Raw genomic sequence first — 14,750 nt, forward strand, 5'->3', positions numbered from 1 at the left:
CGCGCGGACTCAACTGCCGTCGGTGTCACGGAACTTGTCCATCAGGTCGAGCCAGTCGAGGCGAAGGAGCCGTCCGTGTCCACCCATGACCTCTACACCACCCCGCCCGCCGCACCGACCTGGCAGGTTCCCGCCACCGGAGCCGCCCGGTTCAGCTGGGACTACGACGACGGCCGCGAACGCCTCCTCGCCCTCTACCAGAAGGGCAAGGACAAGCAGTGGGACGGCAACAAGCGCATCGACTGGTCGCTGGAGGTCGACCCCGCCGATCCGCTCGGCACCCCCGACGAGGCGCTCACCCTGTACGGGACCCCGCACTGGGCGAGGATGACGGAGAAGGACCGGGGCGAGCTGCGCACGCACTACACCTCCTGGCAGTTCAGCCAGTTCCTCCACGGCGAACAGGGCGCGATGGTCTGCGCGGCGCGCATCGTGGAGTCCGTCCCCGACCTGGACGCCAAGTTCTACTCCGCCACCCAGACCATGGACGAGGCCCGGCACGCCGAGATCTACGGCCGCTTCCTGCACGAGAAGATCGGCATGCTCTACCCGGTCAACGACAGCCTCCAGGGGCTGCTGGGCGACACCCTGCGCGACTCCCGCTGGGACATGCCCTACCTGGGGATGCAGGTGCTCATAGAAGGTCTGGCGCTGGCCGCCTTCGGGATGATCCGCGACACCACGACCAAGCCGCTGCCCAAGCAGATCCTGGCGTACGTCATGCAGGACGAGGCCCGGCACGTCGCCTTCGGACGGATGGCGCTGCGCGACTACTACCAGCAGCTGGGCGACGCCGAACTCCGCGAGCGCGAGGAGTTCGTCATCGAGGGCTGCTACCTGATGCGCGACCGGCTCAGCGGCGTCGAGGTCCTGGAGAACTTCGGCATCGGCAAGCAGGAGGCGAAGGAGCTCTCGGAGCACTCCGAGTTCCTCCAGCTCTTCCGCAAGCTGCTGTTCAGCCGGATCGTCCCGTGCGTCAAGGACATCGGCCTGTGGGGCCCGCGGCTCCAGAAGGCGTACGTCGACATGGGCGTCCTCGAACTCGGCGACTCCAACCTCGACCTGCTGATGTCGAGGGACGAGGAGTTGGCCGAGGAACTGGACCGCGAGCGCTTCGCCGCCGAGGAGGAGGCCCGGGTGGCGGAGGTCGCGGAGGCGATCGGGGAGGGCGCGGCCGACACCGCCTGAGGGGCCGCGGCCCCGGTGCGGCGGGGGCCGCGCCGGGGCCGGGGCCGCGGGGCCGCGCCGGAGCCGGGGCCTCCCGCCGTTCAGGGCCGCCGTTCCGGTCCGGTGCTCTCGACCCGATACCGATGCCGGACGCATCGAAATCCCGTTCGCAAACGTGTCGTACGGTGAGCGCATGACCACCCCGCCGCACCCGCCGCAGGGCCCGTACGGGCCGCCGTCCCCGCAGAACCCCTACGGCCAGAACCCCTACGGCGCGCCGCCGGCCGCGCCCGCCCCCGTGCCGCAACAGCAGCCCTACGGCTACCCGCAGCAGCCCCCGCCGCCCCAGCAGGGCGGCTGGGGTCAGCCCGGCTGGGGGCAGCAGCCCGGCATACCCGGCGCGGGCGGTCCCGGCGCTGCCGGGTGGCCGCCCCAAGGGCCGCGGCCGCCGCGGAAGAAGCGGACCGTACTGATCGTCGGGATCGTGGCCGGCGCGGTCCTGGCGGCGGGCGGAATCGCCTACGGCGTCTCCCAGCTGGTCGGCAGGGCCACCGACGCGGCGTTCCCGGAGGCGGAGTACGAGCTGGTCCTGCAGAAGGAGCTGATGGACGGCGAGTTCACCCTGGCCCAGGACCTCTCGTCGAGCGAGGGCAAGAAGATCGAGGACATGTACGACCCCACCGTCCGGGACGCGAAGGCCGTCGTCGGCCAGTACAGCTCGGCCAAGGGCGGAGCGCTGGTGGTCTCCGGGATGTACGGGCGGTTCACGGAGCCGGAGGCCATGACCGGCAAGATGATGGAGGGCGGGGCCGAGGGGAACGGCGCGACCGTCGCCGTCCCTCCGAAGGAGTTCACCCCCGCCGGTCACGACATCACGCTGAAGTGCCAGGTGCTCCAGTCGAACCAGAACGGCGTCCGGGCGAACATCCCGATGTGCGCCTGGGGCGACGACAACACCGGGGCGTCCGTGGGGATCATCCGTCCCGAGACGGCCCTCAAGGACCCCGCGGCGATCGACCTGGAGGCGGCGGCGGTCGAGACCGCCGAGATCCGCGAGGAGATCCGCCGGCCGATCGGCTGACCCGTCGCGGTCCGGGTGCGCGGGCCGCGGCTCCCCGGCCCGTCCTCCCCGTCGCCGGTCAGTGCACCCCGGCCGGCGCCGGGAAGCGGGCGCGCAGGGTGAACGCCCGCTCGGTGGGGCCGTGTTCGCGCAGATGCAGCAGCCGCTCCTCGGCGTCCGCCACCGTCGGGCGTTCCCCGGCCGGCACCCACCACAGGGCGGTCATCGCCTCCCGGATCTGCTCGAACCACTCGCGGCGCCGGCTCATCAGCTCCCGGTGCCGCCCCGCGAACATGAAGCCGGTGAGCGCTTCGACGTCCCGCCACACCGACATGTTCACGATCAGCCAGTCGTCCCCGAGTACCGGGACGTCCGTGGCGTTCCCGGATGCGGAGCGCAGCCGCCAGACGAACCCGTCTGCTCCGTCGGCGACCGCGTTCACCGGGTCCAGCCCCTCGACGAAGTCCTTCAACCGCGGTGAATCCAGGGGAAATCCGAGCCGTGAGATATTCACCTGCGCCAGCTCGTGCGGGCTGCGGCCGGGGTCGGTCCCGATGGAGGTCATGACGGCAGGGTAGGCAGGGCGTGCTCCACCGCGCGGGCCATTCCGAGCAGCGAGATGTCCGCCCCGCGCGCCGCCACCAGCTGGAGCCCCACCGGGCAGCCGTCCGAGGTGAATCCGGCGGGCAGGCTGGCCGCCGGATGGCCGCCCAGGTTGAACGCCCAGGTCAGGGCGGTGGAGTAGAGGTCGCCCGGGCCCTCGTGCCCGTGCGGCCGGTTCGGCGTGGCCGGGGTCAGCAACAGGGGTGCGGCGGCGAAGAGGTCGTCGAGCCGGTCGTCGTTCGCCCGCCGGACCGCCGCCGCCTCCGGGTCTTCCGGCGTCCCGCCCCGTATCGCCTGCCAGGCCCGCGCCGGGTCGAGCAGGGCGCAGTCGGCGTCCAGCAGCCGCACGGTCCCCGCGGCGACGAGCCGGCCCACCGCCGCCCGGACGACCGCCGCCACCTCGGGGTCCACGTCCGCGAAGCCGAGGTCCTCGCTGTAGACGGCGGGAAGCGGGAGAGCCGGGGCGGCGGGTGGCTCGTATCCCTCCAGCACATGGCGGAGATACCGCTCGGCACCCGCGGTCGTCCGGGCCAGCACCCCGGCCGAGGCCAGCCCCGACCGGTCGGGGGAGGGGAGCAGCCCGTTCGTCGTCTTCAGCCCGAACACCCCGCACCAGGCGGCCGGGATACGGACCGACCCGGCCCCGTCGCTGCCCGTCGCCAGCTCCACCATCCCCGCCGCCACCGCGACCGCCGAGCCCGCCGACGAACCGCCGGGCGTACGGTCGGCCCGCCACGGGTTGACCGTACGCCCGTGGGCGCCCCGGCCCCAGGTCTGCCAGACCGTCCCGGGGCCGGGGACGGAGGTCGCCCCGACCGGGACCCCGCCCGCCACGACCAGCCGACGGGCCGCGTACGAGCGGATGCCGGTGGGGCCCTTCACCGCGAACGGCAGCCCGCCCAGGGGGAGTCGCCGTGCCACGGCCTCACGCTCCCGGGCGAGCGCCTCGTCCGGCCAGACCTCGATGAACGCGTTGAGTGCCGGGTCCAGCCGGTCGATCCGCTCCAGGGCCCGCGTCACCGCGGAGATCGTCCGAGTCATGGGTCCAGTCTGCCGGTGCGCCCCTCCGCGCGCCCCGGCTACTCCTCCAACGCCGCCTCCATCACGGCCCGGGCGATCGGGGCCGCGCTGCCGCCGCCGCTGATGTCGTCCCGGTCGGCGGCGGCGTCCTCCACGACCACCGCCACGGCGACGGCCGGGCGGCCGGAGTCGGGGGCCTGGGCCCAGGAGATGAACCAGGCGTACGGCAGACCGGAGTTGTCGACGCCGTGCTGGGCGGTACCGGTCTTGCCGCCGACCCTCACCCCGTCGATCGCCGCGTTCGCCCCGGTGCCGTTCTCCACCACGTCGACCATCATCCGCTGGAGCTGCACGGCCGTCGACGGGCTCATCGGACGCTGTGACGGTCCGGACCCCTGCTGCCGGACCGTGTCCCCGTCGTTGGTGGTCACCCGGTCCACCAGATGGGGGCGGCGCAGATCCCCGCCGTTGGCCACCGCCGACGCGACCATCGCCATCTGGAGCGGGGTCGCCGTCGTGTTGAACTGCCCGATGGAGGAGAGCGCGAGCTGGTCGTCGCTCATGTCCGTGTCGAAGTTGCTCCTCGCCACCCCGGACGGGATGCGCAGCCCGGTGTCGTTGAAGCCGAACCCCTCCGCCGTCTCCGCCATCCCCTCCAGGCCGACCTCCACCCCGAGGTGGGCCATCACGGTGTTGCAGGAGACCCGGATCGCGTCCGCCAGGGACGCCTGCTCGCAGCCCCTCGCCTCGTTCGGCAGGGTCGTGCTCGTGCCGGGCAGGACGTACGGCGACGGGGTGTCCGTGGGCGCGTCGGCGTCCGTCACGGCCCGGGCGTCCAGGGCCGCCGCCGCCGTCACGATCTTGAAGGTGGAGCCCGGCGGATAGGTCTGCCGGATGGCCCGGTTGAGCATCGGCAGACTCTCGGCCGCGTTCAGCCGGGCCCACGCGTCGGTCACCGCGGAACCGGTCCCCGACAGCCGCTCGGGGTCGTACGACGGGGTCGAGACCAGCGCCAGGATCGCACCCGTCGACGGATCCAGCGCCGCGACCGCCCCCCGCCGCCCGCTCAGCCCGTCGTACGCGGCCTGCTGCATCGACGCCCTGATCGTGGTGACGACGTCGCCGCCCGGCTGCCGGCCCCGCGTGAACTCGTTCCAGAAGGGCAGCGGCGCCAGCACCGAGGCCGTCCCGGACAGGACGGCGTCCTCGGCGTTCTCGATGAGCGTCGTGCCGTACGTCTGCGAGGCGTATCCGGTCACCGGGGCGTAGAGCGGGCCGTGCAGATAGGTGCGCTCGAAGCTGAGCTGCTCGCCGGTCTCCTTGCTGCCGGTCACGGGCCGGTCGCCGACCAGGATGTTGCCGCGCGGCTGGTCGTAACGGGCGATGGTGTTCCGGCGGTTGGCCGGATTGCCGTCCAGCTCGTCGGCCTCGAAGACCTGGATCCTGGCCGCGTTGACGAGCAGCGCCACCAGCAGCAGCAGACAGAGGGCGGCGGCCCGCCGGATGTAGCGGATCACCGGTCCTCCTCCACGGCCGCCGCGATGACACCGGTCTCGACCTGTTCGGGGTGGGGTCTGCGCGCGACGTCGCTGAGCCGGATCAGCAGCGCCACGATGATCCAGTTGGTGACGACCGACGAGCCGCCCTGCGCGAGGAACGGCATCGCCATCCCGGTCAGCGGGATCAGCCCCATCACCCCGCCCGCGATCACGAACACCTGGAGCGCCAGGATCGACGCCAGGCCGATGGCGAGCAGCCGCCCGAACGGATCGCGCAGGGCGAGCCCGGCCCGGTAGCCGCGCGCCACGAGCAGCGCGTAGAGCAGGAAGACCGCGGTCAGCCCGCTCAGCCCCAGCTCCTCGCCCGCGGTCGCCAGGATGAAGTCGGACTTGGCGGCGAAGCCGATCAGGATGGAGTGGCCCGCGCCGAGCCCGGTCCCGAGCATCCCGCCCGCGGCGAAGGCGAACAGCGACTGGGCGAGCTGGCCCGGCCCCTGCCCCGCGTCGATCGACGCGAACGGGTCCAGCCAGTCCTGCACCCGGCTGTGGACGTGCGGTTCGAACGAGCCGACGACGAAGGCCCCGACACCGGCCAGGAGCAGACCGACCGCGATCCAGCCGGTCCGGCCGGTCGCCACGTACAGCATGATGACGAAGAGCCCGAAGAACAGCAGCGAGGTGCCGAGGTCCCGCTCCAGCACCAGCACCCCGACGCTCAGCAGCCAGATCGCCACGATCGGACCGAGCACCCGGCCGGAGGGCAGTTGCAGCTTCCAGAAGGTGCGGCCGGTGTACGCGAGCGCGTTGCGGTTGGCCGCCAGGTAGGCGGCGAAGAACACCGCCAGCAGGATCTTGGCGAACTCGCCGGGCTGGAAGGAGAGTCCGCCGATCCGGATCCAGATCTTCGCCCCGTTCACCGCCGGGAAGAAGATCGGCACGATGAGGAGCGCGAGCGCCGAGGCGACCGAGAGGTACGCGTACCGCTGGAGCACCCGGTGGTCGCGCAGCAGCACCACCACGGCGGCGAACAGCGCGACGCCGAGCGTGGACCAGACGAGCTGGGTGGGCGCGGCCTGGTCCCTCGGGGTCTCCAGATCGAGCCGGTAGATCAGCACCAGGCCGAGCCCGTTGAGCAGGACGGCGATCGGCAGCAGCAGCGGATCGGCGTACGGCGCGCGGAAGCGGACCGCGACATGGGCGAGCAGCGCGAGCGTGCCGAGCCCGGCGCCGTATCCGGCGACATCGGGGGGCACGACGCCGTCGTGGGCGAGGCCGACCGCCGCGTAGCCGAGGACGGAGATCAGGACACCCCCGACGAGGAGGGCGAGCTCCACCCCGCGCCGCTTGGGCAGGCGTAGCTCGGGCGGGGGAGCGTCCGCCGTCGTTGCGGTCATGCCCCGCAACGTAGCAAGAGGTGGGCGGTATTTCCTTTATGTCACACCTTTGCCTCGGGCGGTGCCTGGCGGACCTGCGCCCGCCCGCGGAGCCGACGGCGATGCGGCCGGGCTCCGCGGGCGGGCGGATGTGCGGGTGACGCGAGGTCAGCACCACTTCGGCGCGGCGCCGATGTTCTCGATGTAGCGGGCCGAACCCCAGGCCCAGGTGCCGTTGGTCAGCAGGTACCAGCGGTTGTTGTTGTCGACGTTGTCACCCTCGGTCTTGCAGAAGATGTTGACGATCTCGCCGTACTCGGCCGAGCCGACGACGCGGCTGCTGCGGGTCGGCTTGTCGCGGAGCAGCAGGTACGGCTTGGCGATGACGCGTCCCTTGTAGGTCCGCTTCGGCGCCTGGGGCTTCGCCTGCCCCTGCTTCTGCGCCTCCTCGCGGGCCTGCTTCTGCTGCGCCTGGTGCTCGCGCTGCAGGGCCGAGGCGGAGAGCTCGTCGGACGTCGGGTCCGGAGCGGCGGCCTCCGCGCGCTGTCCGACGGGCTGGGGGTCGGCCGCCAGCGCGGCGGGAGCGGCGGCGGTGAGCGCCGCGAGCGTGCCGGTGGCCACGCAGAGACCGAGCCGGCGGAGCCGCGAGGAGCGGGACAGGGGGGACATGCTGCCTCCATGCGATGAGGAAGGGACCGTGGGGGACACGAGCTGGGCTCGTGCTCGTCACGCTAGGTTCACCACCCACGGTCGGCAACGCGTCACGGTCCGTGAGGGCTGCTCCCTGTTGAGCCGTCCGGGTCGTCCCGGCCCTCCGGACCCCCGTCACCGCCGGGATTCCGGTCGCCTTCCCCGTCATCCAGGCGTACGTACTCCGGCAGGGTCATCCGGGCGAGCGCCCCGCCGCCCGGCGGATTGCCGAAGTCCAGCCGGGCGCCGATGACCCGGGCCTGGCCGACGGCGATGGTCAGCCCGAGGCCGTGCCCCTTGCCCGCGCCGTCCGTACGGAACCGCTGCGGCCCGCCGTCCAGCAGATACGCCGGGAACCCCGGACCGTGGTCGGTCACGGAGACCACCGCGCCGTCCACGCTCAGCACCACCGGAGGGCGCCCGTGCAGATGGGCGTTGGCCACCAGATTGCCGATCACCCGCTCCAGCCGCCGCCGGTCCGTCTCCACCCGGGCCGCGCCCGTCACCCGCACCTCGGTGTCGGTGCCCGACGCCCGGACGACCCGCTCCGCCAGCGGCGCGAGGTCGTGCACCGCGAGGTCGACCTCCTCGGTACGGGCGTCGAGCCGGGAGATCTCCAGCAGGTCCTCCGTCAGCGCCCGCATCGCCCGTACCCGGTCGCGCACCAGCTCCGCCGGGCGGCCGGGCGGCAGGAGTTCGGCGGCGGCCGAGAGGCCGGTCAGCGGAGTGCGCAGCTCGTGCGCCACGTCGGCGGTGAACCGCTGCTCGGTCTGGAGCTTGCGCTGGAGGGTCGAAGCCATGGTGTCGAGCGCGCCCGCCACGATCGCCACCTCGTCCTGGGCGCGGACCGGGCGCGCGGTCCGGGGGTCGTGCACCCGGGCGTCGAGATCGCCCGCGCTGATCCGGCGGGCCACCCGGGCGCTCTGGTGGAGTCTGCGGGTCACCCGGCCGACGGCGAACAGGCCGACGAGCAGGGTGGCGGCGATGGCCAGCAGCGAGGAGCCGATGATCGCCCGGTCGAGGCCGCCGATGGTGCGGGCGTGGTGGCTGTAGTCCGTCCAGGTGGCGAGCGCCCGCCCGTCCGCCGGGCCCGCCGCCCACATGGCGGGGCCGTTCCGCCCGTCCGGGTCGCCCGGCCGGTGCGGGCCGTCCGCGACGAGGGTGCCCCGCTCGCCGCCCGCGGCCAGGGCGCGCAGCGAGGCGGGCAGGCCGGGCGGGTCGACGCCGGAGCCGGGGGGCAGCGGCTCCCCGGCCTCGTACGCGTCGGTGACCACCTCCAGCCGCCCCAGCGTCTTCTCCCGGGCCTGCTCGACCGTCTGCCGGGTGACCGCCGTGTGCACCAGGAGGCCGAGGAGGGCCGCCAGGGTGCAGCACATGACGGTCAGGAAGACCGCGGACTTCCAGGTGAGGCTCGCGGTCCAGGAGGGCGAGCGCAACCCGCGCCGCCTCATCGCGTCCCCGTGGAGGACGAGGCGGACGAGGAGGATTCCGGGGAGGGCGTGGTGGATTCCGGGGAGGGTTTCGGGGCCTTCCGGTGCTCGGGCGTCCGCAGGATCTCGTCCCGGGTGGGCAGCATCGCGCGCTGCCGGTCGTCCCAGGACCACGCGGTGCGGTACTCGTACCCCGGGATCACCGAGGGAGCCCGCATGATCAGGTCCCGGCCCGCCAGCTCCACGCTGATGACGGCGTCGTAGGTGGACATGATCCGGGTCAGCCGGCCCTCGTCCGGCATGTAGACGCGCACGGCGAGCTGCCGGTCGGGCATCCGGATGCCGAGCACCAGTTCGTCCCTGTCGTCGCCCGTCAGATCGCGGTAGTACGGCGGGAGGACCGGGCAGTCGTCCGGGGCGGTCCGGCACGCCTCGATCCGGCGGACCGTCCCGTCCGGCAGCTCGTCCAGCCCGCTGTCCCGGTCCGTCTTCGCCTTCAGCCCGGCCTGCGCCACGGTCACCGGGTCCAGCCGCCGCACATCGTCGCCGGCCACCCGGATCCCCGGGATGCGCGCGGTCTCGCCCTCGCCGTAGTCGTACGGGGCGGCGGAGGCGGGCGGCAGCTCCGGCCAGAGGCTCTTGGGCTCGACGGCCGACGCCGCGTCCCCCGCGCTCTTCAGCCCGCCGGCCGCGCCGCAGCCGGACAGCGGGATCAGCACGGCGAGGGCGAACACGGCGGTACGGGTCGCCGCCGGGGCGCGGTGCGGGCGCAAGGCTCGCCTCCTCTTCGACGACGGACGACGGACGACACAGCGGTCTCACACCCTAATCGGACGACCGTGCGCAATGTCGACTTCGTACCGACTTCGTACCTCTGTGTAACGCCGTGCGGCCCCGCGGTCATGGGACCACGGGGCCGGAGCGGTCAGGAGGGCCGCAGAATCAGTGCTGGTAGCCGGTCGGGTTCACCGCCGGGGCGGCTCAGCGCTGGTACGGGTTCTGCCCGGGAGGCGTGAAACCGGGCTGCTGCGGGGCCTGGCCGTGGGCGTTGCCGTCCTGCCCGGCCGCGGCCTGGGCGAGCAGCCGGTCCGCCTCCTCCTTGGGTATCTGCCGCTCCCCGCCGCAGAACGTGCACTGCGTGACGTACTTCGTCGAGAACGGGAACAGCGGCACGAAGAACAGCGTGAACTTCGTGACCCGCTTGCGCAGGGTGTGCGCCGCCGGATTGCCGCACCAGCCGCACACCATCGTCAGGATGGCCAGCTGGTAGAGGTAGCCCTTGGTACCGAAAATGATCATGCCGTGGTTCCTTTCCCCGTCCCCCGCAGTGCCCGTCGGCACAGTGCCAGGAGCTTCTCGTCCTCGTGGATGTCATGACTGCCGTACCCGCCGTCCATCGCGTTGTGACGGCGTACGGAGGCGAGTTCGCTCCGCAGGACGTGTGCTGCGGCCGACCCCTCCGGGACCGGCCCCATCCGTGCCACGCATTCTGCCACCCGGACCCGCACATGACGGCTCCGATCCCAGTCGGCGAGCAGTGCTTCGAGGGTTTCCCGGGACCGGCCGGACACCTCCCACAGCGCGATCGCCGCGTCGACCCGCAGCCACAGCTCCTCGTGTGCCAGCAGCCCGCGCAGCCGGGGCGCGACCACAGCGGCGCGCGGCCCGAGGGCGCCCAGCGCCACCGCCGCGGCCCGCCGGTCGTGCACCTGGTGCGACTGGAGGCCCTCGATCAGCGCCGGCAGCACCGCCTCGGCGTCCCCGGAGATCGCCCACAGCGCCTCGGCCGCCTCCGTCGCGGAGGCCGCCCCCGGGCGGCGGATCAGTGCCCGCAGCTCCGGGACGGCCTCCCGTGCCGCGGGCCCGAACGAACCCAGCGCCCGCAGCGCCGCCGTACGCAGCCACTCGCCCCGGTACTCCGGAGCGCCGCGCAGCACCCGCAGCACCTCGGGGGTCGCCTCGCCCGCCCGCAGCCCGGTCAGCCCGGCCAGCAGCGGGCTCGCCCGGTCGTAGGCCCCCTCGTCCAGCGCCACCTCGGCGAGCCTGCGCCGCAGCGCCCCGGCGAGCGGCTGGGCCGCCGTCCCCAGGTGGCCCACCGCGAACCCCACGTCGTGCGCCACCTGCGGAAGCTCCAGCGCCGCCGCGAGGGCGGGCACCGCCCGGGCGTCACCGAGGCGCGCCAGGGCCTTCACGATGGAGCCGAGCCCGGGGGGACCGCTGGCCCAGGACCTCACCCAGTCCTCGGGGCGGTCGGCCAGCCGGGCGGCCAGGGCGTCCGCCGCGGGGGCGGCGAGGCCGAACAGCTCCTCCAGCACATGGGACGCGGCCTCGGCCAGCCGGGGCTCGGGGTCGGCCAGCTGGTCGCCGACGAGCGCCACCAGCTCCTCGTAGGGGCCGCGCCAGGCCCGTATCAGCCCGCCGCTCATCCGCACGGCGTCGATGCGCTGCCTGCGGTCGGGGCTGCGCAACTGGTCGGCGAGCAGTGCCGTGCGGTCGCCCACCCGGTCGTCGAGGCCGACGTGCAGGGTGCGCAGCAGGTCCGCCGCCCAGGGAGCACCGCGCCCGGCGTTCTCCTGCGCGGACAGGGACCGCAGCTGCCCCACGAGCGTCGGCGTCGCGACCTGCTCGCCCCGACAGGTTTCCGCGGCGGCCACCGGCTCCGTCTCCACAGGCTCCGTCTCCACCGGCTCCACGTCCACCGCCTCCGGGTCCGCGGGCTCGGCGGCGTCCGGACAGCGCGACTCCGCGTCCGGTTCCCGGCCGGGAGCCGGCTCGTCCTCCGCCGGGGCGGACCGCTCCGGCAGGGAACGCATCTCGCGCAGCAGCCCCGAGACCACCGGCACCACATCGCCGGGCAGCCCGTCGGGAGCACAGCGCGCCAGCTGGGCCAGGGCCGCGAGCCGCAGCCCCGGCGAGTGCGCCCGCGACGCCAGCCGACCCAGCCACTCCGCGACCCGCCCCGCCAGCGGCCGGTGCCGCAGGGCGACCCGCCCGGCCGCCTCCACGAGAGCGAGCCGCACCTCCTCCTCGGGCTCCACCGGCAGCCGCTCCCGCAGCAGCGCGAGGACCCGCACGGGGTGCCGGTGCAGCGTGGCGAGCGCCAGCGGGGCCGCGAGCCGCACGCCGGCGTCCTCGTCGGCGATCAGCTCGAAGAACACCCCCGCGCCCGCGGTGACCGCCGCCGCCGCCATCGCGTAGTTCGCGGCGCCCTCGATCTCGTCCTCGTCGATCTCCGCCTCGTCGTCCTCGTCGAGGTCGAAGCCGCCGATGCTGGTGAGCAGTTCGACCACGCTGCCGCGGTCCTGCACCCCCGGGTCCACGGCCAGCTCGAACAGGAACGGGATGCACGCGAGCGTGCACGCGTACACGTCGCCCTGGTGGTGCACCGCGCCGTACATGCCGTCGAGCGCCGCCTCGCGCTCCGCCGGATCGTCCGATGCCAGCCCCCGCAGGAGCTCCGGCACATCGTCGGCAGGCCCGTAGGCATGCTCCATCGAGGCCCAGTCGACCTCGTCGATCCCCGAGAACACGCCATCCCCTCCCCACGATCACGGCGGCGCCCGGACCGGCGCGCCCCGTGGCGCGTCCTGTCCGTCACACCCCTCCCGGCGCGCCCTGGAGAAAGCGCCTGCGCAGAGTGTGCACCACGGGTCCGACAATCCACCCGCCACTTGTGGCCTTTCCTCGTGCCGTAACCAGGTCATGACCCGGTCAAGACGATGCGGCTGTGGATTCCTGTGAACCGGGGGAGTGTCACGCGGGCAGCGGACACGCCCGCTCCGGGTCGTTCAGCGGCGCGAGCAGATCGCCGTGCCGGTCCAGCCGGGCCGCCATGTCCCCCGCGAGGAACACCAGCGCACCGGCCTCCCGGCACCCCGCGATCTCGTCCCAGGTGACCGGGGCCGACACGGTGGGCTCGGGCCTGGCACGCAGGGTGTAGGGCGTCGCGGTCGTCTTCGCCGCGGCGTTCTGGCTGAAGTCGACGAAGACCTTGCCCGGCCGCAGGGCGCGCTTCATCCGGTGCAGGGCCAGCCCCGGAAGAGCCGCCTCGGCCTCCACGGCGAGCCGCTTCGCGTACGCGGACACCTCGCCGGACGGGGTGGGCTCCAGCGGGACCAGCAGATGCAACCCCTTGGACCCGGACGTCTTCCCGTACGCCGCCAGACCGTCGGCCGCGAGGCGCTCCCGCAGCCAGAGCGCCACCGCGCAGCACTCCACGACGGTCGCGGGGGAGCCGGGGTCCAGGTCGAAGACCATCCGGTCGGCGATCTCCGGCGCCTCGTCACGCCACTGTGGGGTGTGGAACTCCACCACCAGGTTGGCCGCCCACATCAGGGAGGCCAGATCCCGCACGACCACCTGCCGGGCGCCCGGGTCCTCGCTCCGGGGGACGGCGGTGGTCTCCACCCAGGCGGGCGTACCGGGCGGCGGATTCTTGGTGAAGAAGACCTGGCCGCCCGGCCCGTCCGGGTAGCGCAGGAACGACACGGGGCGATCGCGCAGATGGGGCAGGATCACGCCGCCGGCGGTGGCCGCGTAGTAGTGCAGCACCTCGCCCTTGGTCGTCCCGGTGGCCGGATAGAGGACCTTGTCGAGATTGCTGAGCGAGACCCGTCGCCCCTCCACCTCGGTGATCGGCGTCATACGATAAGAGTCACACGAAATCCTGAAGAGTCACACGAAAGCATGCCAAAACGTCTCCACGGCGTCTTCTCTTCAACGGCGTCCGCAACGCCTCGGAGTGCTCAAGGGTCGGCAAGGGGTGAACGGTGAGGTCCATCTGGAACGGCGCGATCTCCTTCGGGCTGGTCAGCATCCCGATCAAGCTGGTCAACGCCACCGAGAACCACTCGATCAGCTTCCGGCAGATCCACCTCGCCGACGGTGGCCGGATCCGGTATCGAAAGGTCTGCGAACTCGACGAGGAGGAGGTGTCCGGCGGCGAGATCGGCAAGGCCTACGAGGACGCCGACGGCACGATGATCCCGGTCACCGACGAGGACCTCGCCCAGCTCCCGCTGCCCACGGCGAAGACCATCGAGATCGTCGCCTTCGTGCCCGCCGACCGGATCGACCCGCTCCAGATGGACTCGGCGTACTACCTCTCCGCCAACGGGGTCCCGGCCGCCAAGCCGTACACCCTGCTCCGCGAGGCCCTCAAACGCAGCAACAGGGTCGCCGTCGCCAAGTTCGCCCTGCGCGGCCGCGAACGGCTCGGCATGCTCCGCGTCGTGGACGACGTGATCGCCATGCACGGCCTCCTGTGGCCGGACGAGATCCGCGCCCCGGAGGACGCCGCCCCGGACGGCGACGTCACGGTCCGCGACGCCGAACTCGATCTGGCGGACGCCCTGATGAACACCCTCGGCGAGGTCGACATGGACAGCCTCCACGACGACTACCGGGAGGCGGTCGAGGAGCTCGTCGCCGCGAAGGCCGCCGGCGAGAACGTGCTTACGGCCGAGCCCGAGGACACCGGCGAGGGCAAGGTCATCGACCTGATCGCGGCCCTGGAGAACAGCGTGCGGGCGGCCAGGAAGTCCCAGGACGGCGAGGGCGGTGGAGGCAGCGGCGGCGACATGGCCGACGTCCACCCCATCAGGAAGACGTCGTCGAAGGCGCCCCGGAAGTCCGGGCAGGCGGCCGAGCCCACGAGGAGGACCACGCACCGCACCCCGACCGGCAAGACGGTCACCCGCTCCGGAAGCTCCGCGACGAAGAAGTCCGCACCCAAGGACACCGGCGCGAAGAAGTCCACGGCGAAGAAGGCCACTTCGAAGAAGACCGCGGCGAAGAAGACCACGGCGAAGAAGCGGACGTCGTCGGGCGACGGCAGGGCAGCGGCGAAGAAGACGACCCACTCCCGCAAACGCACCTCGGCCTGACGGAGCCGCGGCCTGACGGGGAC

The 14,750-nt window shown here is 73.1% G+C and carries 13 protein-coding genes; 3 read left to right on the plus strand and 10 right to left on the minus strand.

Annotation, left to right across the window (positions count from 1 at the left end; all coding sequences use genetic code 11):
- Positions 1-75: 75 nt before the first annotated feature.
- Complete coding sequence (locus tag OG245_RS26345) at positions 76-1,188, plus strand: ferritin-like domain-containing protein (RefSeq protein ID WP_371625905.1); 1,113 nt, start codon at positions 76-78, stop codon at positions 1,186-1,188.
- A 172-nt stretch (positions 1,189-1,360) separates the two neighbouring features.
- Entirely contained in the window at positions 1,361-2,248 is an 888-nt protein-coding gene (locus tag OG245_RS26350) for a hypothetical protein (protein ID WP_371625906.1), read from the plus strand.
- Between the two features lie 58 nt (positions 2,249-2,306).
- Here OG245_RS26350 and OG245_RS26355 read toward each other — a convergent pair whose 3' ends face one another.
- The 10 genes from OG245_RS26355 to ligD all read right to left on the minus strand — a co-directional run bounded on the left by OG245_RS26355 (position 2,307) and on the right by ligD (position 13,486).
- Positions 2,307-2,792 (minus strand): DUF3291 domain-containing protein, encoded by a 486-nt coding sequence (locus OG245_RS26355; RefSeq protein WP_371625907.1) that lies wholly within the window; start codon positions 2,790-2,792, stop codon positions 2,307-2,309.
- A complete protein-coding gene (locus OG245_RS26360; protein WP_371625908.1) occupies positions 2,789-3,871 on the minus strand; it encodes an amidase family protein in 1,083 nt (360 codons plus the stop codon). Before OG245_RS26360 ends, OG245_RS26355 begins: the two co-directional genes overlap by 4 nt.
- 38 nt (positions 3,872-3,909) lie before the next feature.
- The gene (locus tag OG245_RS26365) at positions 3,910-5,367 is read right to left on the minus strand and encodes a penicillin-binding transpeptidase domain-containing protein (RefSeq protein WP_371625909.1); all 1,458 of its coding nucleotides are present in this window, start codon (positions 5,365-5,367) and stop codon (positions 3,910-3,912) included.
- A complete protein-coding gene (locus OG245_RS26370; protein WP_371625910.1) occupies positions 5,364-6,743 on the minus strand; it encodes an FtsW/RodA/SpoVE family cell cycle protein in 1,380 nt (459 codons plus the stop codon). Before OG245_RS26370 ends, OG245_RS26365 begins: the two co-directional genes overlap by 4 nt.
- 147 nt (positions 6,744-6,890) lie before the next feature.
- Positions 6,891-7,391 (minus strand): SH3 domain-containing protein, encoded by a 501-nt coding sequence (locus OG245_RS26375; protein WP_371625911.1) that lies wholly within the window; start codon positions 7,389-7,391, stop codon positions 6,891-6,893.
- A gap of 92 nt (positions 7,392-7,483) precedes the next feature.
- Positions 7,484-8,863, minus strand: a complete 1,380-nt coding sequence (locus OG245_RS26380) for a histidine kinase dimerization/phospho-acceptor domain-containing protein (RefSeq protein WP_371625912.1) — start codon at positions 8,861-8,863, stop codon at positions 7,484-7,486.
- The gene (locus OG245_RS26385; RefSeq protein ID WP_371625913.1) at positions 8,860-9,615 is read right to left on the minus strand and encodes a hypothetical protein; all 756 of its coding nucleotides are present in this window, start codon (positions 9,613-9,615) and stop codon (positions 8,860-8,862) included. The genes OG245_RS26380 and OG245_RS26385 overlap by 4 nt, the downstream gene beginning before the upstream one ends.
- A gap of 208 nt (positions 9,616-9,823) precedes the next feature.
- Positions 9,824-10,141 carry a zinc-ribbon domain-containing protein gene (locus OG245_RS26390; RefSeq protein ID WP_371625914.1) on the minus strand — a complete coding sequence of 106 codons (318 nt, stop codon included), beginning with the start codon at positions 10,139-10,141 and terminating at the stop codon, positions 9,824-9,826.
- Entirely contained in the window at positions 10,138-12,372 is a 2,235-nt protein-coding gene (locus tag OG245_RS26395; protein ID WP_371625915.1) for a PBS lyase, read from the minus strand. Before OG245_RS26395 ends, OG245_RS26390 begins: the two co-directional genes overlap by 4 nt.
- Before the next feature lie 223 nt (positions 12,373-12,595).
- Complete coding sequence (gene ligD, locus OG245_RS26400) at positions 12,596-13,486, minus strand: non-homologous end-joining DNA ligase (protein ID WP_371625916.1); 891 nt, start codon at positions 13,484-13,486, stop codon at positions 12,596-12,598.
- Between the two features lie 125 nt (positions 13,487-13,611).
- Between ligD and OG245_RS26405 the strand changes: the two genes are divergently transcribed.
- A complete protein-coding gene (locus tag OG245_RS26405) occupies positions 13,612-14,727 on the plus strand; it encodes a Ku protein (protein ID WP_371625917.1) in 1,116 nt (371 codons plus the stop codon).
- Positions 14,728-14,750 lie beyond the last annotated feature (23 nt).

The sequence above is a fragment of the Streptomyces sp. NBC_01116 genome, assembly GCF_041435495.1.
In the GTDB taxonomy this organism is placed as follows: Bacteria; Actinomycetota; Actinomycetes; order Streptomycetales; family Streptomycetaceae; genus Streptomyces.